Genomic DNA, 21,870 nt, shown 5'->3' on the forward strand with positions numbered 1-21,870 from the left:
TTACCTTTAGTCTTGCGATAGAGACATTTCATTCTTATGAGAAGGAGATGAAATTAATCATCTTCTATGAGAGGAGCAAGCAATGAATATTCTTCTTATTGGCTCAGGTGGACGAGAACATGCTTTAGCATGGAAAATAGCAGCATCACCACTGCTAACAAAGTTATATTGTGCTCCTGGAAATCCTGCAACAACAGAATTTGGTGAAAATATTAATTTAGACATTGATGATCACCCCCTTATTATTGATTTTTGTAAAGCACATTCTATTGATCTTGTGATTGTAGGACCAGAAGCACCATTGGTTGCAGGTATAACAGATTCTCTTAATAGCGCTAACATCTGTGTATTTGGTCCTACTCAAAAAGCTGCTCAACTAGAAGGTTCAAAAGCTTTTACAAAAGATTTATGTCATAAGAATAACATTCCTACAGCAAGTTACCAATGCTTTAATGATGCCGCTAGAGCCAAAGCCTACATTCATCAACAAGGTGTTCCCATTGTTATTAAAGCTGATGGCTTAGCTGCCGGCAAAGGTGTCGTGGTTGCAACAACTATAGAAGAAGCATTTAACGCTGTTGATGCCTGCTTCAAAAGTGCATTTGGGGATGCAGGAAACAAAATTGTTGTAGAATCTTTTCTGGAAGGTGAAGAAGCAAGCTTCTTCTGCCTTTGTGATGGTAAAGTTGCTCTTCCCTTTGGATCTGCTCAAGATCATAAGCGTGTAGGAGATGGAGATACTGGAGCAAATACCGGTGGTATGGGTGCTTATTCACCAGCACCCATCATGACCCAAGAAATAGTGAATCGTACCCTTAAAGAAATTGTTGAACCAGCTTTAAAAAGCATGAACGAAATGGGCGCCCCCTTTAGAGGTATTCTCTTCGTCGGCTTGATGATAACGCAAAAAGGACCCGAATTAATTGAATTTAACGTACGATTCGGTGATCCTGAATGTCAAGTTTTAATGATGCGCCTTAAAGATGATATTCTACCAATTTTTCTTGCCGCAGCTCAAGGAAATCTTGAAAATAAACCTCTTCAGTGGTCTGAAAAGACTGCTCTCACCGTTGTTATGGCTGCTAATGGTTATCCAGACTCTCCCCAAAAAGGGACTGTTATTCGTAACGTTGATAAAATAGATACTCTTCCCGATGTGAAAGTTTTTCAAGCTGGTACAGCATTACGAAATGGACAACTCATTGCAAATGGTGGACGTGTTCTCAATATAACAGCAACAGGAAAAACGATTACGCAAGCACAAAAACGTGCTTATGAAGCCGTTGATTATATTGATTGGCCAGAGGGTTTTGTTCGTCGCGATATCGGATGGCGAGCTATTGCGCGAAAAAACTAAATCCTTTGACTATTCTTTTTTACGATTTGATGATTTCACGTAAGAGCATGATACACAAATTTTCTCACTGTTTTACGTTGACCATAATTTTGAAAAAATGAGTGTGCTTTCCTTTGAACAATCAAATATTGTAAATAGGATACCTACTCATGATGAAATAGGAAAAAATTCTGAATCTGAGAATATAATATAAAATGATCATTTTACTGTTATCTTTACTTTAAACGTATTTTCTCATCATTTTTATAAACACTTTCTTTCTTATAAAAATCCTGAAGAAAAACATATATACTATCATTTCTTTTATCTATCGCGTTTTTTAATGAAATTCCGCTTTTACGAAAAATAAAATGCCCAAAAAAGATAGTTATGTTATTCACATACAAATTCTTAAACAATATCTCTCATGCTCATCACTCCCATTTTATGACACTACCTGCAAATAGTATAAATCCATTCTGCCATCTTTCTGGAATAAAGATAAAAACCGATACCATCTTTGTATTTTCCAACTCTCAATATTACGATAACCCTTTCTATCTAAATGATTTTGATTATAAAAGAGAGATGAAATAAGAATGTTCTGCAATATTCAAAGCTCTCATTCAAAATGGAGAAATGATTTATTAAAAAAAATTCAAAAACACTTCCAGTAATTTTCTGATGTTTTAATAATGTGGCAAAAACCCAAAATTATACCGCAAAAAACAGTTTCTATTGTTACGAAAGCCGTTTTCACCTCTCCGAAAAAAGCGTTTTACATAATAGATTTCTGCTGCCAATGTATGGTGTCAAAAAACTCTCATTTACAATCATTGACTTCCTCTTTGTTTTCAAGAACCAAAAGTCACACCAAATCCCGTCTGTAAAAGTCTGAATTCTCATTGAGCGGGGTCCTCTTGCTTCCCACTCATATGCTGCACTTACACAAAGACCTACAAGCAAACTTAAGAATATTCGCCATATCTTCTAAAAACACTTCATGTGTGAAGTTTACACCCCTTATGTTACCGCCCCAAACAACGATGTTTTACGGCACAACAAGATAAATGCTGATAGTAGTACAACAATGAATGCATATTAATATCACTGGAGTGCGATTCGATTCGCAATCACCAAACGCAAGCCGAACGGATTGCTATAACGAAGTAAAAAACGCTTTTGTCTAGAATACGATGTTGTACCAAAAAATCGATGTAAATCAGAACGATCTTTTACAACCAGAATGCGATTATCTTCATTGATCATAAGCATGGGAAGGCCATAAGTATCCGCCCATAACCGCCAATCCAGAAGAACATTATTCAAATCTCTGGAAACCAAAAGCGGTATACAAGCTTCCTCATCTGCATGAAGTAATTCTAATGCAACAGCTCTTTCTCCTGAACGCGTTTTTACGGTACGTGCTGCAATTCCTTGAAAATGATAAGGAGGTATTAAATGCGATAAGCTTGAAGGCATATCCGTTTTAAAAGAAACACCACGCTCATTTAACGAACAAATTACCTTATTGCCCGTTTTGGATGAAAAATATGTCGTAGTTTGTGGCAAATGGCACGGATCTAACCGAAATTCAAGCACCGCTTTTGCCTGATTAAAGCATTGATTAGCCATATACATTATCCCAATTTATCTTAAATAACATACACCCTTTAGCAGCTTTTTCTCATTGGATTATTAAAAGTTTGAATAAAAAACAACTGGTTTCTTTTTTGGTTATTAAAATCTAAACAAAAATGCATGATCACCATTCTTGAATTATAATACTTTTCCAGGATTCATTATCCCTAAAGGATCGAGCATTTTTTTAATCCCTTGCATAATATCCAATGCGACAGGCGATTTAAAAGAACGAAGTTCTTCGCGCTTAAGCTGACCAATTCCATGCTCAGCAGAAAATGCACCTTTATAATTCATCACTAAACTATGAATGCGATGGTTCATTGTTGACCATAACTGCAAAAATACTGTCGTATCAGCCCCTACAGGTTGTGTAACATTATAATGCAAATTTCCATCACCCATGTGTCCAAAACAAACCACCCGTGCTCCTGGAGAAATATCTTCAACAATAAGTGCAGCTTCAGCAATAAAATCAGGAATGGAAGCAAGCGGTACTGCAATATCGTGCTTAATAGATCCTCCCGCCAACTTTTGTGCCGATGATATACTTTCTCGCAATTGCCAAAAAAAATCTTGCTGTTTTAAAGATTGCGCAATAACTGCATCTTCTATCACCGCATTCTTTAAAGCTTCTTCTAAAATACTACTCAATACCGATAACGCCTCATCATTGCCTTGCAACGATGAAATGTTCATTAATACATACCATTCATGTTTCTGCTGGAGAGGAGGCTTCTCACACATCTTATAATCTAAAGCCATTTGCAAACTGAGCTTTGACATAAGCTCAAAACCTGTCAACATCCCTCCTCCATATTCTTGAGCCAGAGATAAAAACTCTAAAGCCTTCGCCGGACTATATAATCCCACCAAGGCAACTGCTTTTCCTTTTATTTTTGGAAAAATCTTCAAAACGGCTGCGGTTATAACACCCAATGTGCCTTCTGCACCAATAAAAAGATTTTTTAAATCGTAACCGCTATTGTCTTTTTTAACAAAACGCAAATCATCTAAAATACGCCCGTCCGGTAAAACAACTTCCAAACCAAGACAAAGATCACGCATATTGCCATAAGCCAAAACAGCTGTCCCTCCAGCGTTTGACGAAAGATTTCCCCCTACTTGGCAAGAACCTTCAGATGCCAAAGAAAGAGGGAAAAAACGACCTGATTCATCCACTTTTTTCTGCAAATCCTGTAAAATAACACCAGCCTCTACAACAACAAAATTTCCTTCAAGATTTATAGCTCTAATCTTATTTAATCGCTCCATGGATAAAAGAACGCCCTCTCCTCTTTCATCTGGTTGCTGTCCCCCCACAAGCCCTGTATTCCCCCCCTGTGGTACAATCGGTGTGTGCGTTTTGCTCGCTAACTGCATAATCGATGAGACCTCTGCGCAAGAAGATGGACGTAAAAGTAAAGGTGTTTTTCCATGAAAAAGCCCACGCTCTTCAAGCAAATACGGTGCAATCAACGTCTGATCTGTTACAGCATGCTTGGCTCCAACAATTTCCCTAAACCCCTCAATTAATTCCTGCTCCATGTTCATTTCTCCTTTGGAGCCGCAGCCCGTATAAGACGATCATTGATAGCCTCTCCTAATCCGTATGATGGAATAGGTTCTACTGCGATACATCTCACTTTAAATGAATCTAATTCCTTCATATATTGAAATAAATGAGAGGCTGCCTCTTCCAATTTTCCATCTTCGCTAAGGTTTAAAATAGAAACAGCATTTTCAGCCCCCATAACACGCTTTGAACCAAATGCTAAAAGCGCTTCACCACTTTCCACCTTTTCTACATTCAAACGAACCGTGGCATTGGGAGCATAATGCGACTTTAACATCCCAGGAGCTTCAATTGCCGCCCTTTGATCTATCCGTTTTAAAGGCTTCCCCACAACTTCTTCAATTTCATCAGCCGCAAGCCCCCCTGGACGCAAAAGATAAATATTTTCACCACAAATCTTAATAATCGTTGATTCAAGCCCTATTCTAGAAAATCCTCCATCCAATATCAAAGAAACAGATTCCCCCAAAGATGCAAAAACAGCCTCAGCGGAAGTAGGACTAAGACGTCCTGATTGATTCGCACTAGGAGCAGCAAGTGGGCGTCCAAAATATTGTACAACTTCCGCAAAACGACTGTCTGGAAAACGAATAGCCAATGTATTCAAACCGGCAGTCGTTAAAGGATGGATATTATGCTGTTCCTTTAAAGGCAAAACCAATGTCAAAGGCCCTGGCCAAAATTCCTCCATTAATTGGCGTGAAAGAAAGTCGATTTTAACATAACGTTCCGCCATTTCGATGCCGCTGACATGCGCAATAAGAGGATTAATTTGCGGACGACCCTTTGTAGAATAAATAGAAGAAATTGCCCTCCCATTGGTCGCATCGCCTGCTAATCCATAAACAGTTTCCGTTGGTAACGCTACTAACTTCCCTTGTTCAAGAAGCGCTATTGCCTCTTTTATCGAAGCACTATTGAGTGGTAGAATCGTCATGATACATCATTCCTATAACGTTCTTTTAGTGGTGCAAAACTATAACGATGTAATCCTACGATTGGACCATATTTATTAAGAGCCGTACGATGAACTAACGTTGCATATCCTACATGCTTCTCTAAACCATAGCCTTTATAAACTTGTCCTGCACATTCCATCATCCGGTCACGCGTTACCTTCGCAATAATAGATGCGGCTGCAATTGAAACCGAACGCTGATCGCCCTTAATCAACGCAATTGCGGGACAAGACAACCCAGAGGGAATATCACGTCCATCAACAAGTACATAGTGGGCTGAAACAGCTAATCCTTTAATACAGCGATGCATTGCTTCTAAAGTTGCTTGTCTAATATTAGATTGATCAATTGTACGAGCGCAAACACTAGCAACTGAAACCGCCAATGCACTTTGCAAAATTTCATGATAAAGTCTACTTCGTTGAAGAAAAGAAAGTTTTTTTGAATCATTTAATCCATCAGGAATATGACCTTTATCCAAGATAACTGCTGCCGTTACCACCGGTCCAGCGAGAGGTCCTCGTCCTACTTCATCAACACCAGCTATATGAAAAAAACCCTGTTTCTGCAAATTCAATTCACACAAGAAATTTGGCTGAAGCGGCAAATTAAACATCTTTGATAAATCACAAATACAACAAATATACACTTATTTCTGTAACCTGCTTATTTTTTGCAAGCATTACAGTTTTAAATGGCTTTTCAAACATTCTGCGAATTCTTACACAAAAGATAAAAACAAACCATGAGATAAAGAGTATCCTATTGTCCATTTTTCTTCTAAAAAATTATTCTAGCATGTATTCATTTTGTTTAAAAAACAAAAAGTAGATTTCTTTAGTTACCCTTTTCATTATGTATAGTAGAATCAAGACAAAATAAAAGTTTTTATTTCTCAAATAGTTCCTAAAGTCATGATCGGTTTTACAAACCAATTTGGGTACATTGATTTGATAAAAAGAGCTGCCTTTTGCGCTGCTTGTTGATTTTTAAAAATGCCAAAACAAGTTGCCCCCGTTCCAGACATACGAGAAAAAAGAGACCCACATTCATCTAATACAGATAACACTTCGGCTAACTGAGGTGCCATTTTTAATGCCGGAGAAAAAAGATCATTACGCGTTTCTTGTAAAACCTCAACCAATGAATCAACAGTCTTTAAAGCGACTGAATCAATTTTTAAAGAAGGATGATGACGCTTCTCTAACGCTTTAAAAACAGCTTGTGTTGAAATTTCTTGTCCATGATTAACCAATACCATTGCCAGTGAACAAGCCTCTTGTAATCGTATAATCTTTTGACCAATCCCTTTAACCAAAAGGGGCTGCTGATATTCTAATGCAAAAAGACACATGGGTACATCAGCACCAAGAACTAAACTCATTTTTGCTAATTTTTCATAAGGGCAATCAAGATTCCACTGTTGATACAACATGCTTACAACCCCAGCAGCATCACCTGAGCCACCACCAATACCTGAGGCAACAGGTAATGTTTTTACAAGTCGAAAAAACGCAGGTTGAGCACTTTCAGGAAAAGTCTTATGCATAAAATCTCGTGCACGAATAACCAAATTATCTGAATGAGAAACAAGCCCTTTTGCAAATGGCCCCGTTAAAACAAACTGGTCACTTTCACAAGACGCATAGTGTAAGCAATCACCGCTAAGACTAAAATAAACCAAACTTTCTATTAAATGATAACCATCAGCACGTTGCCCCACAACATGCAAAGCCAAATTCAATTTAATGGGTGTAAATACATAAGAATGTCTTTGGATCGAAGCTTTTACATGTGATATCATATGACGTAATATTAACCTATACAGAGTTCTTTTATAAATATGCCCCTTTCATTCATACCTGTAGCATAAACCCTATAAACAGCTTGAAATATTCTTAATTGTTTTCTAAATAAGTAATAAATATGGAGAATTCTTATACAAAATAAACTTTCGTATCATTTCAAGCTTTTTTTTCTATCATCTGTTTTTAGATAAAATCTCCTCTCGAATGATTTTTGGCCTCACAAACCGTAACGCTGCCAAAGTGCCCGCTCTTCTGCTGCCATCAACGCACTGTCAACTGCTGTATAAACTGTATGAGCAGTCACTCCTGAATGCGTTTTAGGGCTTAAAAAACTTTTTGGAGGCATAATAAGTCGAAGTTGTGCATCATTACCAAAGCGCTCCTTAATAACAGAACGTACATCATTCAATCCGTCAATCAAACCAAGTTCAACGCCTTTTTTTCCACTCCAAAACATTCCTGTAAAGAGATTCAAATCATTTGATAATTTTGTAGAACGCCGCTCTTTAACTAAATCGATAAAAGTTTGATGTACTTCCAGTTGGAGAGATTTCAAATGCTCAATATCCGCCTTTTTTTCAGGCTGAAATGGATCTAGCGTAACCTTGTTCTTTCCTGCTGTGTAAACGCGCCGTTCCACACCAATTTTCTTTAAAAGTTCCGGAAAACCAAAGGAAGCTGAAACCACCCCAATGGAACCAACAATCGAAGAAGGATCTGCAAAAATTTCATCTCCTGCACAAGCAATCATATAACCACCGGATGCTGCTATATCTTCAATAAATACAAAAACCTTTTTATTTTTTTCTTCTGCCAAATCACGAATACGCTTGAAGATTAAACGCGATTGTACAGGTGAACCTCCAGGAGAATTGATAATAAGGGCAATAGCCGGTGCTTTTTTGTACGCAAAAGCCTTCTCTAAAAGACTAGCACATCTACTAAGGGAAAGCGTACGAGATATAGATGCTGATGAATCCATAATCGCCCCTTGAAGGCGAACGACAGGAATTTCTAGTTTATTGGAAGAAAAACGATGGGGAACAAGTTTCTTGATAACGTCAATCAAAACAAAATCTCCTTATAAGTTAAGAAAAATTAAAGAGGACAGGACAACAAAAAGGAACAACGCGATACCATCCAAAAGCGCCAATCAATCCCCACATTACAACCAGAAATATAATTTCATACAAAAGCTAAACCTCCCTAGTAACAAAGTGTAGACTTTAAAGAATAAACTGAAAAACACAAGATACCATTACAAAAGTTCCCACAAGCTTATATATCCATTATTAATTGCATCAATCCGTGGTGAAAAAGTATGACCATTATCTTCATGTATCACCAGTGCCGGTAAAATAGATAAAGCTGCTCTGCTTCCTCGTTTTGCGTAAAATAAAAGACGAATTGCTGCTGTCTTTGCACGTGCATGCACAGGAACGATACAAATACCACCAAAGCGCCCTTCTAAAGCACGCAAAATATCTACTAGTGATTGTGGTCGTGCAATGAGCCCTAAGTATCCACCTGGCTTGACAATCGCTGCTGCACTCCGCAACCAATTATCAAACATCGCTTCAGGCATAACATGTGCTTCAGATTTTTGTTGATCAGGTGTCTTGCGATCAGTGGGATTATTAAAAGGTGGATTCATAATCGCAAAATCAAAGCTATTATCTATCAAACCTGCTTTTATACGGGCATTCCCTTTGAAGGTAACATCTGCTTCTAGCAAACAAATTCGGCTAGCAAATTGTTTATTTTGTTTTAGCATAAGCGTTTTTTGAGCATAAGATATCATAAAAGCCGAACGTTCAACTAAGGTAACATGAACTTTCAGACAACGCGAAGCAACAGCTAACCCTGCAGCTCCAGCACCAGCACCTAAATCAACAACCTTGCCCTTTAAATCACTTGGAACCAAACTAGCTAATAACATCGCATCCATTCCAGAACGATGACCATATTTATGGGGTTGAACCAAATAAAATTTCCCGCGGTGAAAACTGTCAATTGTTTCACCACTCTGATTCGCTGCTTTATCCATTTAAAAGCCTAATGCTCACCTTTATAAACTGCATTTTTGCCATTCAGCTGCTATTTTAAATTTTTTATTATTTTATAACAATAAGATTACACTCGCTAAAGAACATTTCTTGCCAATAACATTCCAAGCTAACACTTTTAAACGACATCAAAAGCTTGAGTCAAAACCAAACCCCCTTTATGCTAATGAATAAAGTAAATTTTATATATGTCCATTGCAATACTCTAGGAGTAAACACATTGAGTGCAGCTATCAAACCAAAACAAATAAGAAATAATCAAATTTCTCTTCAATCTCTTGTCAATCTTACTCAAAAAGATATGGATTGCGTAAATCAATTTATTTTCTCTATGGCAAAATCAGAGGTTGAGATGATCCCTGAAATTTCTAACCATCTTATTTCATCAGGTGGAAAGCGATTACGCCCAATGATTACGCTCGCTTCTGCTCATATGTTCGGTTATCAAAGTGACGGGCATATAAAACTCGCAACAGCTGTTGAATTTATGCATACAGCAACATTACTACACGATGATGTGATTGATGAAAGTAATTTACGACGTGGAAAATCTACAGCTCGTATGATTTGGGGGAATCAAGCAAGTGTACTTGTTGGTGATTTCCTATTGGGGCAGGCCTTTAAAATGATGGTCGATGTCGGTTCCATAGAAGCGCTCTCTGTCCTAGCCAACGCTGCTGCAATTATTGCTGAAGGAGAAGTTATGCAACTTTCTGCCGCAAAAAATATAAAAACCAGCCCTTCAGAATATCTCAAAATCATCGATGCAAAAACAGCAGCACTTTTTTCAGCAGCCGCTGAAGTAGGACCCATTATTGCTGGCTATGGAAATAAAGAGCGTTCTTCATTACGTGAATATGGAACATCCTTAGGTTTAGCTTTCCAATTAATTGATGATGCACTTGACTATAGCGGTAGTGCTCAAAACTTAGGAAAAAATATAGGGGATGATTTTAGAGAAGGAAAAATCACAATGCCTGTTATTCTCGCCTATGAGCGTGGGAATATGCTAGAAAAAGATTTCTGGAAAAAGGCACTTGAAGATGGCAATAATAATGATGAATCCTTCGCACACGCACAACACTTAATGGAAAAGTATGATAGTATCACAGATACAATAGAACAAGCACGCATCTATGGAAAATATGCAATTGATGCTCTTGTTCCCATGAATGAAAATCTTGCTTATAATGCTCTCGTTGAGACTGTTGAATTTTGTATTGCGCGCGTAAACTGAATTCTTTGCAAGAATCGCAGTATTTCTCAACAAAGTAATGAGATATGATCTATAAACAACACCATCAATTGATTATCTTGAAAAGGATTAGCTCCATGTGCTCTGCAACGGTATCTCGACTTTTTGCCCTCTTTATCGTGGGTATCATGCTGATGCCATCCCTCACCTACAGTAAAATAAGTGCAGCAACTCATACAAGCTCATTTACAGGTGCTTATTTAGCTGGAAGGGTTGCAAATCATGAAAATAAAACAGAACTTGCTATCAATTATTTTAAACAAGCACTGGTTTATCAACCTGATAACATTGAAACACAAAAAGAGCTCCTTGAAGCTATGCTCTCGGTCGGAAACTTTAAAGAAGCTGTCCAACAAGCCCAAAAACTCAAAGAGAACGATGTTATAACTCCCTTTGTTTCCTTAACTTTGTCAGTAGAAAGTCTCATCAAAAAAGATTATAAGAATGCCAAGGCTCTTCTGAAATTAAAGGAACTTCCTACGTCCAATAATCCAATACCTGAACTCATCGGCGCTTGGATTACATTTGGATCTGGACACAAATCTCAGGCAATCGATGATCTTAAGAAACTCAAAGGTCCTGTCTGGTATGATCTTTTTATATCTTATCATCTAGCACTTATGAGCGACCTTGCAGAACGGCCAAAGGATGCAAAAAAATATTTCATTAAAGCACTGAGTAACAAACAGGGAACTCTTATCGCTCCTAATACTTATGAGCGTATTATCATAGCCTATGCCTCATTCCAATTGCGCCATAATATGCGCAACCAAGCCCTTCAAACAATCCAGCATGGCGAACAAATGTTGTCAGGTCGAGAAGTCCTTAAAAACTTTCAAGAAAAAATTGAAAAAAATTCTTTCTTAGAGAGAGTTATTAAAACACCTCAACAAGGAGCAGCCGAGGTATTATATAATTTTGGAACAGCCCTCAACTACAAAAACTCAGGGCGAATTGCACGTATTTTTAAGCAATTATCTTTTGCCTTATACCCTCAAAATGACGCAACACTGTTTCAGCTCGCACACATTTCTGCTAAATTGAACGATCCACATCAAGCAATTAAACTTTATCGCGCTTTATCCCCTAAATCTCCTTATTATAAAGATGGACAACTTCATCTTGCATTCCTTCTTGCCAATAACAACAATTACAAAGAAGCAATAAAATTACTCACATTGTTAAATAAAAAATTTCCCAATGATCGTAATATTTTGATAACGCTCGTTGCTTTTTATATGCAGGACAATAAATTTCTTGAGGCTATTAAAACTCTAGACTACGCTATTACAAAGATAAAAAACTTTCAGCAGGACGATTGGAAACTCTTTTATCAGCGTGGTATTGCTTTTGAACGTTTAAAGCAATGGCCAAAAGCAGAACTTGACTTGCGAAAATCACTTGAATTTTTCCCAAATCAACCGCAGGTTCTTAATTATTTAGCCTATTCCCTTGTGGAACGTGGTGAGAAGCTTGAAGAATCGCTCCGTATGCTACAAAAAGCCTCTGCTTTGCAAGCTCACAACAGTCATATTCTCGATTCTTTAGGGTGGGCTTATTATAAACTAAAAGAATATAATAAAGCAGTGCAAATATTAGAAAATGCTGTCAGATTACAACCTGAAGACCCAACACTAAATGATCATTTAGGGGATGCCTATTGGAAAGTTGGACGTAAACGTGAAGCAATCTTTCAATGGAACCACGCAATTGACGGAAAACCAGAAAATTCTGAACAAATTCAAGAAAAGTTGAAATTTGGTTTGCAATAAACGATGCTTAACCATAAACCACATGAATAATAAATAGAGAAACTAAAATTACTTTGTTTTTTTGTTTAGTCCAATATAAAGAGTATAAAGCGTGAAACTGCCTGAACATCTTAACCCCAAACGTTCTTTTCAGGGACTAATCTTAACTTTGCAAAATTATTGGGCACACTATGGATGTGCAATTTTGCAACCTTACGATATGGAAGTCGGAGCTGGGACTTTTCATCCAGCAACAACATTACGCTCTCTAGGGCCACGCCCTTGGAAAATTGCTTATGTCCAACCCTCTCGACGTCCAACAGATGGCCGATATGGTAAGAATCCAAATCGTTTACAACACTATTATCAATTCCAAGTGCTTCTCAAACCCTCTCCGCTCAATCTACAAGAACTTTATATAAAGTCGCTACAAGCTATCGGGCTTGATACAAAACTGCATGATATTCGCTTTGTTGAAGATGATTGGGAAAGTCCCACTCTTGGTGCTTGGGGGCTTGGATGGGAATGTTGGTGCGATGGAATGGAAGTCTCTCAATTTACTTATTTTCAACAAGTGTGCGGCATTGAATGCGCTCCAGTTTCAGGGGAACTCACATACGGTCTTGAGCGTCTAGCGATGTATATCCAAGGGGTTGATAACGTCTATGACCTTAACTTTAATGGTTTAGAGGGAGAAAACAAAATAAGTTATAGAGATATTTTTTTACAGGCAGAACAGGAATACTCATATTACAACTTCGAATTTGCTGATACAAAACTGCTCCATCAGCACTTTATCGATGCAGAACGCGAATGCAGCGCACTTCTTGATGCTGGAAAACCAAATAAAGAAAATGTATTCCATCGCTGTGTTTTTCCTGCCTATGATCAATGTATTAAAGCGAGCCATATCTTTAATCTTTTGCAAGCACGTGGCGTTATTTCTGTAACCGAACGACAAAATTACATTCTTCGCGTTCGTAATCTCGCGCGCCGTTGTGGGGAAGCCTTCTTACTCACAGAAGCTGGACAAATATATACTGGAGAGGCCTAATGTCTGATCTTCTTCTTGAACTTTTCAGTGAAGAAATACCCGCACGTATGCAACGAAAAGCTGCTGCTGATCTTAAAAAAGCTGTTACGGATCAACTTGTGAATGCTGGATTAACCTATAAAGCCGCTCGTGAATATTGGACACCTCGTCGGTTAACATTGGACGTACGCGGACTTTCTATACGCTCCAAAGATGTCCATGAAGAACGCAAAGGTCCCAGTATAAAATCACCACAGCATGTAATTGATGGTTTTCTACGTGCAACAGGATTAAATGATGTTTCTGAAGCGCATATTGGACATGATGATAAAAAAGGTCATTTTTATATTGCTAAAATTGTTAAAAAAGGTCGAGCTGCAGAAGAAATTATTGCCGATATTTTACCGGATATTATCCGCAACTTTCCATGGCCTAAATCTATGCGTTGGGGAAAAGATTCAGCACAAAGTGGTACTTTGAAGTGGATTAGACCTTTACAAAATATTCTTTGTATCTTCGGACCAGAAATTGGCGAAACACATGTTGTTCCGTTTACAATTGGTTCTCTTAAGAGCAATAATCTAACTTATGGTCATCGTTTCTTAAGTGACGGAAAGCCATTCCAGGTGCGTCGCTTTGATGACTATGTTACTCAACTTGAAACACACAAAGTCATTCTGGATGCAGAAAGACGAAAGAATATTATTTTAGCTGATGCTCAAAATCTTTGCTTTGCAAACGGTTTAGAACTGGTTCAAGATAATGCCCTCCTAGAAGAAGTTTCTGGCCTTGTTGAATGGCCTGTTATCCTTATGGGTGATTTTGACAAATCATTCCTTGATATTCCTCCAGAAATTATTCGCTTGACCATTCGAGCTAATCAAAAATGTTTTGTCACCCGCAAACAAGGAGAAAAAGTAAAACTTTCTCATCGTTTTATTCTCGTTTCTAATATTCTTGCAAATGATGAAGGCAAAGAAATTTCGAAAGGAAATAGTAAGGTTGTCCGTGCCCGTCTTTCTGATGCACTTCATTTTTGGCAAACCGATCAGCGTGATTTACCTGATCTTCAACAATTGGAATCTTCTATAAAAAAATTTCAACTTGATATAAAAAAACCTCTCGATCAAAGAATGGCGCGACTTGATCATTTGAATGTAACTTTTCATGCTAAATTAGGTACACAAGGAGCAAGGGTAGAACGCATTGCTGCACTCGCACAAGAAATTGCCCCTTTGATACAAACAGATCCTCTTTTAGCAAAACGTGCAGCCATCCTTGCAAAAGCTGATTTGCAAACAGAAATTGTCGGAGAATTTCCTGAACTACAAGGTGTTATGGGGCAAAAATACGCCCTTCTTCAAGGGGAAGATCCTCACGTCGCTGTAGCAATCGAAGACCATTATAAACCTCAAGGACCAACAGATCGTCTTCCACAAGAACCACTTGCTATAACCGTTATGCTCTCCGACAAAATTGACATGCTCGTTGGCTTTTGGCTCATTAATGAAAAACCAACGGGCTCAAAAGATCCCTATGCGTTAAGACGAGCAGCATTGGGAATTATTAGGCTTGTACTTTCGCGAGATTGGAAAATCAATCTTATGCCGCTGTTCCAGTTAGCAACGAATCTTTTCTTACAACAAAAAAATAAATATGAAATCTCTCAAAGAGAAAATTCACAATTGCAGAATCTGCTTCCAGAAAAAACAGAATATATTTTATCAGATCTGTTATTCTTTTTTCATGACCGTTTGAAAATCTATCTAAAAGAGGAAGGCGCTCGTTACGATGCCCTTGAAGCCGTTTTAAATAAAGATTCTGATGATTTTTTATTGGTTGCACGTCGTGTCGAATCGCTTATCGCTTTCATCAATACCCACGATGGAATGAACTTTGTAGCCTCTGTAAAACGTACTGCCAATATTCTTGAAAATGAATTTCAAAAAAGCACAACAATAGCGAATGAAATTAATCCTGAGCTCTTTGTCGAGAAAGAAGAAAAGCAGCTCTATCATGCAATCTGTGAAGTAGAAAGAAAGGTTCTTGCTCCCATCAATGCAACAAATTTATCATTTGCACTCAGTGTGCTAGCGCCACTTGGAAAATTGATTGATATATTTTTTGAAAAAGTATTGGTGAATGATAAAAAAACTGATGTTCGTGCTAACCGTCTTGCTCTTCTCAAACGCACTCACATTGTTACACAATCGGTTGCAGACTTCTCAAAACTTGTCATTTAAAATCAAAATACCCTATTAACTGATAAAACAATGAAGATAATTTTTTCTTTTTTATGACTTTTATTAATTAATATTGAGAAAATTATGCAACCAAAGAGACTGTTCTTTATCTCTCAAATATCATTAATTAAGATATGTTTTCATTTTGATAAATGATTCTTTCTCAAGAGACTCTTTAATAAGTTCATCTACCTTGTTAGCATCTATTTCTCTTGTAATAAGGGTACGTGCTGTAGAAATTGCCAAATCAATAGCCGATGAAGAAACCATGCGCATAGCATCGGCTTCTGCTTGGGAAATTTTTTGTTCTGCCAATTTATTGCGGTTTTTTACATATTCTTCTGCTTTTGCACGGGCTTCAGCAATAACAGATTCAACTTCATGCTTTGCTGCAGCAATAATTTCTTGCGCATCTTTTTCTGCTTCTGCATGTTTGCGTTGATATTCAGCCAATATTTCCTGTGCCTCTTCACGAAGACGCAGAGCCTCATCCAGTTCATCTTTGATACGTTTCGCGCGCGCATCAAGATGGTGTATAACCCTCTGTGGAATTTGGAAATAGACTAAAAGAGCCAAAAAAAGAACTAACCCAACAAATGCCCAAAAAGTATCAGTCATCTTTTTCTTCCTCAATAATCCGCAGTTTTAACAACTGAACGAACAGCCTCTTTGTTGATATCAACGTCAATCAATTTTTTCACAATTTCAAGAGCTACTTCTTCAGCGATAGAACCAACATTTTGCATGGCTTTATCCCGAATTTTTGCTATCTGTTTTTCAGCATCTGCGAGTTTTTTCTCTAAACTCTCTTCAATTTCTTTCCGTTCAAGCTCTGCCTTTTCTTTTAATTCTTCACTAGCTACCTGCGCTATAGCCTGCGCGTTCAAACGCGCTTCTGCTAATTTCCGCTCATAAGTTTCAACAACAATGTCTGCTTCTTGCTTCATGCGCATTGCCTGATCTAAATCAGATGCGATTCGATCTCGCCGTGTTTCAATAACACCGCCAATACGTGGTACAATTACACGGGAGATAAAAAGATAAAACAGTCCGAAAGAAATTGCCAACCAGAAAAAATGCGAACCAAAATGCACAAAATCAAAAGGCGGAAACACACGATTTGCATGCTCTGCCACCTTTTTAATATGTTCTATCGACGTTTCAGTGTTCTGTGCATAAGCGCTTGAAACAAACATCTTCTTTCATCCTTTAAATAGCTTATTAAAGCCCTCTATAACCGATGATAACTGACAAACATCTCTCTGGCATCTCTCTGGTTAAGAGCCTAAAAGGGTAAATCTTTCCTCATGCAAGAACAGATATACCCTTTTGATGATGATTAAACCCCAAAAAGAAGTAATAAAGCAATGAGCAATGAAAAAATTCCCAAAGCTTCTGTAACAGCAAAACCAAAGACGAGACGTCCAAACTGACTATCTGCTGCTGATGGATTTCGTAATGCACCAGAAAGATAGCTACCAAAAATATTACCAAGTCCTAAAGCTGTTCCAGCCATACCAAAGCAAGCAAGACCAGCGCCAATATATTTTGCTGCAAGCACCATTTCCATGTTATTCTCCTTTAAAGCGAAATTGCATTATTCGACGGAAAACCGCCAGTTCTATTAATGTCCTGGATGAATTGCATCATTAAGATACATACAAGTTAAAACCGTAAAGACGTAAGCCTGAAGAAATGCGACCAAAAACTCAAGAGCAGTAATTGCTACAGTCATAATAAGCGGTAAAATCGAACCACCCACACCTACGAGCCCTACCCCAATCATTGAAACAACAAACCCAGAAAACACTTTAAGCGTAATATGACCAGCAAGCATATTCGCAAAAAGACGAAGAGAAAGACTAATTGGACGGGAGAGAAAAGAAATAACCTCAATCATTGTCACCAGAGGTAAAACCACAACAGGAACTCCACTGGGAACGAACAGTTTCAAAAAACTGACCCCATGCTTATAAAAGCCATACCCAATCACCGTCAAAATTACCACCATTGCTAACGAAAACGTGATCATGATTTGAGACGTAACCGTATAAAAATAAGGAAAGAGACCAATAAAGTTAGCAACCAAAATAAAAGTAAACAGAGAAAAAACTAAAGGAAAAAACTGCATTCCCTGCACACCAGATGATTCCCGCAGAGTCGATGCTACAAACTCATAGGCCATTTCCGAAAGAGACTGCATCCGCGTTGGAACCAATCCACGACTCGATGATGAAATAAAGAGAAAAATAGAAGTTACAACAACCGTGAGGACTGTAAACAATGATACATTTGTAAACGATAAATCCATATTTCCTATGGAAATCTTAATCAGCCTTAAAACCTCAAACTGATGAATAGGATCTGGAGCGTGCGCTGTCACTTCAACCTCATTTATCGGACCTCTCATTGGCCCCTTTATTTTGTTTATCTTGGCGCAATACGCCTTCTTTTCCTAATTGACTGGAGGAAACATACCCCACAGACCGAAGAATACTCAATACACCAGCAGCAAATCCAAAGAAGAGAAAAAATACCAATCCCCAAGGCCATGAACCTGCTAACTTATCAAACCCCAACCCCAAAACAATACCAACTATAACACTTGCCAGAAACTCACTGGAAAGCTTAATTGCACCTGCCATCCTTCCTTGTGATTTTTCCCGCTTATTCCTATGCTCCCGCTTCTTTAATGCTTGCTTGCGTACTAAAGCTACGCTTAAGTTCCTACTACGGCATTCCAAATCCTCTGAATGAAGACACTCTCCTTGCTTTTCCTCTTCAGCCTCCTTACAGCTCATAACGGGTTTCTCGCCCATCGCCATCATTGGCTCCTTAATTAAAAAGCAACGTAAGAATACATTTCATAAAACCGTGTGCATCATATTGTTCCCGAATTTATTCGTCAAGATACTAAAAGAAATCTATCACAAGTTATCGTATAAATTTTATTGCAGAAATAACGTATTTTTCAATTTACATGCTTTCTTAAAAAGATATTCCAAGCACCTAAACCGATTTCACGACAGCACCCGTGAATGTATAACGAAAAGTTCACGTGAATAATATAAAACTCATAGAACAACCATTTTTACGTTTAACAAAAGGTGTAAACTAATACCATCTTATTTTCCGACTCCCAATGTTATATCAGTCCTAGTTTTGAAAGAGAACATAGAAAGCTAAAAACAGTATGAGAGCGTTGGTTTTCTCCTTTTATTCGAATAAACTTGCACTTTTTATTTTATGAAAATAATAATAATCAATTGTTTCTATATGATCCTATTCGCAAAGTATTTTACATACGCCATTAAAGGCCCCACCACGAAATGAGCTTGAGGGTATTAAGAGAAGTTCCTTTAAATACAAGATATTAATAAATCTAAAATTTCAAATAGATTAAGCCAATAGAACATAATAAATTTTAAATACGATTACCATACCACTTTATACAATTTTAATCCACTTTTATGAACTTCGCTTTTTACAATTGAATATCCGTAGATTCAGCAAATATTTTTGCTTTTTATTCAAACAAACTATCGTAAGCAAAAGCGCTTATTCATAAGCTTTATTTTTATGAAACGATAATCTAATGCTGCTTTTCAAACAAGCATCATAATTATATTCCCCTACCCTCATATTGCATCTATTCTTGCACTTATAATAACCCATTAAGAGGATTATGTACTCTTTCTTAAATACTCCCTATTAAACTCTTCTCATGACATGCAAATAAATGACCTTTATCAAGATGAGAGAGCTCTATTCAATAGCGCTCATGATAAATGATTATCAATAAAATTAAAGAGTTATCATTTCTTCTTGGAACGTGTCGCAAAAGGATTATCAGAGGCTCGTAATGATATGCGAACTGGTATACCAAACATATCAAATGTTTCACGTAACCCATTGACAAGGTAACGCAAATACGACTGGGGCATACTTTTGGGGCGCGAGCAGGAAATCATAAATCCAGGAGGACGTGTCTTAACCTGTGTGATGTATTTAACCTTAAGTCGACGTCCAGAAACCGCAGGAGGTGGATGATGTGCCACAACAGTTCCAAGCCATTGGTTCAATTTAGCCGTCGAAATGCGACGATTCCATACACGGTGCATCATCATGACATTTTCCATCAGTTTATCAATCCCTTGACCATATTGTCCTGATAAAGGAATAGCTCTCAAACCACGAACTTGAGGAAGAAATCGCGTACATTTTTCATGCAAATCAATCAATGTGGTCTGACTGTTTTCAATAAGGTCCCACTTATTGAAAGCAATAACTGGAACACGCCCTTCACGAATCACAAGATCAGCAATTTGTAAATCCTGCTTTTCAAAAGGTATCGTTGCATCAAAAACAATGACCACAACTTCTGCAAAGCGAATAGCACGTAAAGTATCTGCAACAGATAGTTTTTCTAGTTTTTCTTGAATTCTCGATTTTCGACGTAAACCTGCAGTATCAAAAAGTTTAATATGACGACCACGCCATTCCCAATCTACAGAAATAGAATCACGCGTGAGTCCTGCTTCTGGTCCTGTTAACAATCGCTCTTGTTTCAACATGCTATTGATAAGAGTGGATTTTCCTGTATTGGGACGCCCCGCAATTGCAATCCTAATGGGCTTACTTTCATCATAAATAAGCTCCTCTTCTTCCAAATCCTTTACATCATCACCAACAGATGCAGGTTGTATCATTCTATCTTCTTCTTTGTTGTTGCCAAAAACATGCTCTGACCCAACAGCCTCTATAATTGCATCACGCAGATCACTAAGTCCCAAACCATGTTCAGCCGATATTGGGCACGGCTCCCCCAAACCTAATGACCACGCCTCATACTCTCCTCCTGTTGCCGCTCTTGACTCAGACTTATTGGCCACAAGCACAATTGGCTTTCCTGATTTGCGAACCAATGAAGCAAAGTTTAAATCACTTGGTGTTATTCCGCTCTTTGCATCAAATACGAATAAAATTAGATCCGCTTCATCAATTGCAACTTTTGTATGAGAACGCATACGCCCCTCGAGTGTATGATCACCTGCTTCTTCCAGCCCAGCCGTATCAATCACATCAAAACGTAGATCTTGAAGTTTTGCCGCATGAATACGCCGATCACGTGTTACACCAGGCTTATCATCAACCAAAGCCAACCTTTGCCCAACCAAACGATTAAAAAGTGTTGATTTCCCAACATTGGGACGACCAACAATAGCAATGGTAAGGCTCATCAATTTATTCCTTATTTGTCTTGCCCTCGGCCTGCATAAGCTCAAGCATCATTCGAGCCCGATCTGTTATTTTTGACCCCAAAGCACCTTCTTCAGAAATTTTCTTAAAATAATAAACCGCTTCATCCATTTTATCCGCCTTATAAGCAGCTAAGCCCAAAGCTTCTCTTGCCGACATACGCATAGGATCGACATCACTTGCCATCTCTTTGACGCGCTTTTTGACATCCTCCAAAGTTCCTGTATCAACTAAAATATAGGCTGCTCGAATTTTTGCAACTTTCCGCAAAATCTGTGGTGCTTTCTCATCCGCTGCAACAGAATCAAAGATCTCCACTGATTTAATCATATCACCTTGCTCCATGAGTAAAGAAGCCTCCCGCAAACGAGCAAGAAAAGGATATCCTCCAAAGTTAGAGTCTTTAACATTCTCCAATTGCTTTATCGCTTTATCAAAATGACGTGTATCCGCAAAATTAAGGCTTTTTATAAATGCGTCACCAATATAACCAGCTTTCTTTATTTGTGCATGATAATAAATTTGATAAATAATTATCATGATGATGAAAAGAAGGACTGCTCCAATAATTGAAAAACCATAACGTCTCCAAAAAGCAAGCGCCTTTTCCTGACGAAATTCAGCATTAACTTCAGCAATAAAACTATCATACGACATATATCATACCTTGTAAAAATTTACTCTCTGCGCTTTTACGCATAAATGGACAAAGATGGTAGCCTAAATCAACTAAAATCTTTAAATTACTGATTTATTTATTTCAAATTGACATGTAACCAAATCAATTGGATTTTTGCAACTGTCTTAGTCAAAAACGATGTAAATGTTCTTTAAGCTTACATCACAACTTTTGAATCTTATAAAAAAATCACTGCTTTAATATTATCCATGATTGCCTACCATCTTCAGCACCCTTCCCTCTCTATTATATGAAAGATATCTT

The 21,870-nt window shown here is 37.8% G+C and carries 19 protein-coding genes; 5 read left to right on the top strand and 14 right to left on the bottom strand.

All coding sequences use genetic code 11. The features are described 5' to 3' along the window. Nucleotides 1-82: 82 nt before the first annotated feature. Nucleotides 83-1,357: a phosphoribosylamine--glycine ligase gene (gene purD, locus ACFILZ_RS02370; RefSeq protein ID WP_375606420.1), complete on the top strand. Its 1,275-nt coding sequence runs from the start codon at nt 83-85 to the stop codon at nt 1,355-1,357. Nucleotides 1,358-2,443: 1,086 nt separating this feature from the next. Here the strand turns inward: purD and ACFILZ_RS02375 are convergent. From ACFILZ_RS02375 to ACFILZ_RS02405, 7 genes are all read right to left on the bottom strand, one after another. Then, nucleotides 2,444-2,971 carry a DUF6101 family protein gene (locus tag ACFILZ_RS02375; protein ID WP_375609082.1) on the bottom strand — a complete coding sequence of 176 codons (528 nt, stop codon included), beginning with the start codon at nt 2,969-2,971 and terminating at the stop codon, nt 2,444-2,446. Between the two features lie 144 nt (nt 2,972-3,115). Continuing rightward, nucleotides 3,116-4,525, bottom strand: a complete 1,410-nt coding sequence (locus tag ACFILZ_RS02380; protein WP_375610083.1) for an FAD-binding oxidoreductase — start codon at nt 4,523-4,525, stop codon at nt 3,116-3,118. A 2-nt stretch (nt 4,526-4,527) separates the two neighbouring features. Next, nucleotides 4,528-5,490, bottom strand: coding sequence for an L-threonylcarbamoyladenylate synthase (locus ACFILZ_RS02385; protein WP_375607815.1), 963 nt, complete (start codon nt 5,488-5,490; stop codon nt 4,528-4,530). Further along, nucleotides 5,487-6,128, bottom strand: coding sequence for a ribonuclease HII (locus ACFILZ_RS02390; protein WP_375610082.1), 642 nt, complete (start codon nt 6,126-6,128; stop codon nt 5,487-5,489). Before ACFILZ_RS02390 ends, ACFILZ_RS02385 begins: the two co-directional genes overlap by 4 nt. Before the next feature lie 279 nt (nt 6,129-6,407). Beyond that, the gene (locus ACFILZ_RS02395; RefSeq protein ID WP_375606425.1) at nt 6,408-7,316 is read right to left on the bottom strand and encodes a 4-(cytidine 5'-diphospho)-2-C-methyl-D-erythritol kinase; all 909 of its coding nucleotides are present in this window, start codon (nt 7,314-7,316) and stop codon (nt 6,408-6,410) included. A gap of 221 nt (nt 7,317-7,537) precedes the next feature. Beyond that, entirely contained in the window at nt 7,538-8,389 is an 852-nt protein-coding gene (locus ACFILZ_RS02400) for a S49 family peptidase (protein ID WP_375610081.1), read from the bottom strand. Nucleotides 8,390-8,578: 189 nt separating this feature from the next. Further along, the gene (locus tag ACFILZ_RS02405; RefSeq protein ID WP_375610080.1) at nt 8,579-9,367 is read right to left on the bottom strand and encodes a tRNA1(Val) (adenine(37)-N6)-methyltransferase; all 789 of its coding nucleotides are present in this window, start codon (nt 9,365-9,367) and stop codon (nt 8,579-8,581) included. Between the two features lie 179 nt (nt 9,368-9,546). On the opposite strand from ACFILZ_RS02405, the gene ACFILZ_RS02410 reads away from it, so the two are divergent. From ACFILZ_RS02410 to glyS, 4 genes are all read left to right on the top strand, one after another. Then, complete coding sequence (locus ACFILZ_RS02410; protein ID WP_375610079.1) at nt 9,547-10,623, top strand: polyprenyl synthetase family protein; 1,077 nt, start codon at nt 9,547-9,549, stop codon at nt 10,621-10,623. 95 nt (nt 10,624-10,718) lie between these two features. Beyond that, complete coding sequence (locus ACFILZ_RS02415; protein ID WP_375610078.1) at nt 10,719-12,413, top strand: tetratricopeptide repeat protein; 1,695 nt, start codon at nt 10,719-10,721, stop codon at nt 12,411-12,413. Between the two features lie 91 nt (nt 12,414-12,504). Continuing rightward, nucleotides 12,505-13,446 carry a glycine--tRNA ligase subunit alpha gene (locus ACFILZ_RS02420; RefSeq protein ID WP_375610077.1) on the top strand — a complete coding sequence of 314 codons (942 nt, stop codon included), beginning with the start codon at nt 12,505-12,507 and terminating at the stop codon, nt 13,444-13,446. Continuing rightward, entirely contained in the window at nt 13,446-15,668 is a 2,223-nt protein-coding gene (gene glyS / locus ACFILZ_RS02425) for a glycine--tRNA ligase subunit beta (protein WP_375610076.1), read from the top strand. Before ACFILZ_RS02420 ends, glyS begins: the two co-directional genes overlap by 1 nt. A 123-nt stretch (nt 15,669-15,791) precedes the next feature. Here the strand turns inward: glyS and ACFILZ_RS02430 are convergent, their stop codons facing one another. The 7 genes from ACFILZ_RS02430 to ACFILZ_RS02460 all read right to left on the bottom strand — a co-directional run bounded on the left by ACFILZ_RS02430 (nt 15,792) and on the right by ACFILZ_RS02460 (nt 21,584). Next, the gene (locus ACFILZ_RS02430) at nt 15,792-16,286 is read right to left on the bottom strand and encodes a F0F1 ATP synthase subunit B (RefSeq protein WP_375606432.1); all 495 of its coding nucleotides are present in this window, start codon (nt 16,284-16,286) and stop codon (nt 15,792-15,794) included. A gap of 11 nt (nt 16,287-16,297) precedes the next feature. Next, the gene (locus ACFILZ_RS02435; RefSeq protein WP_375606433.1) at nt 16,298-16,864 is read right to left on the bottom strand and encodes a F0F1 ATP synthase subunit B; all 567 of its coding nucleotides are present in this window, start codon (nt 16,862-16,864) and stop codon (nt 16,298-16,300) included. A 143-nt stretch (nt 16,865-17,007) separates the two neighbouring features. Continuing rightward, nucleotides 17,008-17,238, bottom strand: coding sequence for a F0F1 ATP synthase subunit C (locus ACFILZ_RS02440; RefSeq protein ID WP_005773968.1), 231 nt, complete (start codon nt 17,236-17,238; stop codon nt 17,008-17,010). 54 nt (nt 17,239-17,292) lie between these two features. After that, nucleotides 17,293-18,051, bottom strand: coding sequence for a F0F1 ATP synthase subunit A (locus ACFILZ_RS02445; protein ID WP_375606478.1), 759 nt, complete (start codon nt 18,049-18,051; stop codon nt 17,293-17,295). Nucleotides 18,052-18,058: 7 nt separating this feature from the next. After that, a complete protein-coding gene (locus tag ACFILZ_RS02450; protein WP_375610075.1) occupies nt 18,059-18,493 on the bottom strand; it encodes an AtpZ/AtpI family protein in 435 nt (144 codons plus the stop codon). A gap of 990 nt (nt 18,494-19,483) precedes the next feature. Next, complete coding sequence (gene der / locus ACFILZ_RS02455; RefSeq protein ID WP_375610074.1) at nt 19,484-20,908, bottom strand: ribosome biogenesis GTPase Der; 1,425 nt, start codon at nt 20,906-20,908, stop codon at nt 19,484-19,486. A 4-nt stretch (nt 20,909-20,912) separates the two neighbouring features. Continuing rightward, complete coding sequence (locus ACFILZ_RS02460; protein WP_375610073.1) at nt 20,913-21,584, bottom strand: tetratricopeptide repeat protein; 672 nt, start codon at nt 21,582-21,584, stop codon at nt 20,913-20,915. Between the last annotated feature and the right edge of the window lie 286 nt (nt 21,585-21,870).

The sequence above is a fragment of the Bartonella sp. AP40SXNS genome, assembly GCF_042195825.1.
Lineage (GTDB): Bacteria > Pseudomonadota > Alphaproteobacteria > Rhizobiales > Rhizobiaceae > Bartonella.

What these genes read in the sequence shown, in the direction of transcription:
- purD (WP_375606420.1), top strand. Translation starts at nt 83, where the DNA reads ATGAATATTCTTCTTATTGGCTCAGGTGGACGAGAACATGCTTTAGCA.
- ACFILZ_RS02375 (WP_375609082.1), bottom strand. Translation starts at nt 2,971, where the DNA reads ATGGCTAATCAATGCTTTAATCAGGCAAAAGCGGTGCTTGAATTTCGG.
- ACFILZ_RS02380 (WP_375610083.1), bottom strand. Translation starts at nt 4,525, where the DNA reads ATGGAGCAGGAATTAATTGAGGGGTTTAGGGAAATTGTTGGAGCCAAG.
- ACFILZ_RS02385 (WP_375607815.1), bottom strand. Translation starts at nt 5,490, where the DNA reads ATGACGATTCTACCACTCAATAGTGCTTCGATAAAAGAGGCAATAGCG.
- ACFILZ_RS02390 (WP_375610082.1), bottom strand. Translation starts at nt 6,128, where the DNA reads ATGTTTAATTTGCCGCTTCAGCCAAATTTCTTGTGTGAATTGAATTTG.
- ACFILZ_RS02395 (WP_375606425.1), bottom strand. Translation starts at nt 7,316, where the DNA reads ATGATATCACATGTAAAAGCTTCGATCCAAAGACATTCTTATGTATTT.
- ACFILZ_RS02405 (WP_375610080.1), bottom strand. Translation starts at nt 9,367, where the DNA reads ATGGATAAAGCAGCGAATCAGAGTGGTGAAACAATTGACAGTTTTCAC.
- ACFILZ_RS02410 (WP_375610079.1), top strand. Translation starts at nt 9,547, where the DNA reads ATGCTAATGAATAAAGTAAATTTTATATATGTCCATTGCAATACTCTA.
- ACFILZ_RS02415 (WP_375610078.1), top strand. Translation starts at nt 10,719, where the DNA reads ATGTGCTCTGCAACGGTATCTCGACTTTTTGCCCTCTTTATCGTGGGT.
- glyS (WP_375610076.1), top strand. Translation starts at nt 13,446, where the DNA reads ATGTCTGATCTTCTTCTTGAACTTTTCAGTGAAGAAATACCCGCACGT.
- ACFILZ_RS02430 (WP_375606432.1), bottom strand. Translation starts at nt 16,286, where the DNA reads ATGACTGATACTTTTTGGGCATTTGTTGGGTTAGTTCTTTTTTTGGCT.
- ACFILZ_RS02435 (WP_375606433.1), bottom strand. Translation starts at nt 16,864, where the DNA reads ATGTTTGTTTCAAGCGCTTATGCACAGAACACTGAAACGTCGATAGAA.
- ACFILZ_RS02440 (WP_005773968.1), bottom strand. Translation starts at nt 17,238, where the DNA reads ATGGAAATGGTGCTTGCAGCAAAATATATTGGCGCTGGTCTTGCTTGC.
- ACFILZ_RS02450 (WP_375610075.1), bottom strand. Translation starts at nt 18,493, where the DNA reads ATGGCGATGGGCGAGAAACCCGTTATGAGCTGTAAGGAGGCTGAAGAG.
- der (WP_375610074.1), bottom strand. Translation starts at nt 20,908, where the DNA reads ATGAGCCTTACCATTGCTATTGTTGGTCGTCCCAATGTTGGGAAATCA.
- ACFILZ_RS02460 (WP_375610073.1), bottom strand. Translation starts at nt 21,584, where the DNA reads ATGTCGTATGATAGTTTTATTGCTGAAGTTAATGCTGAATTTCGTCAG.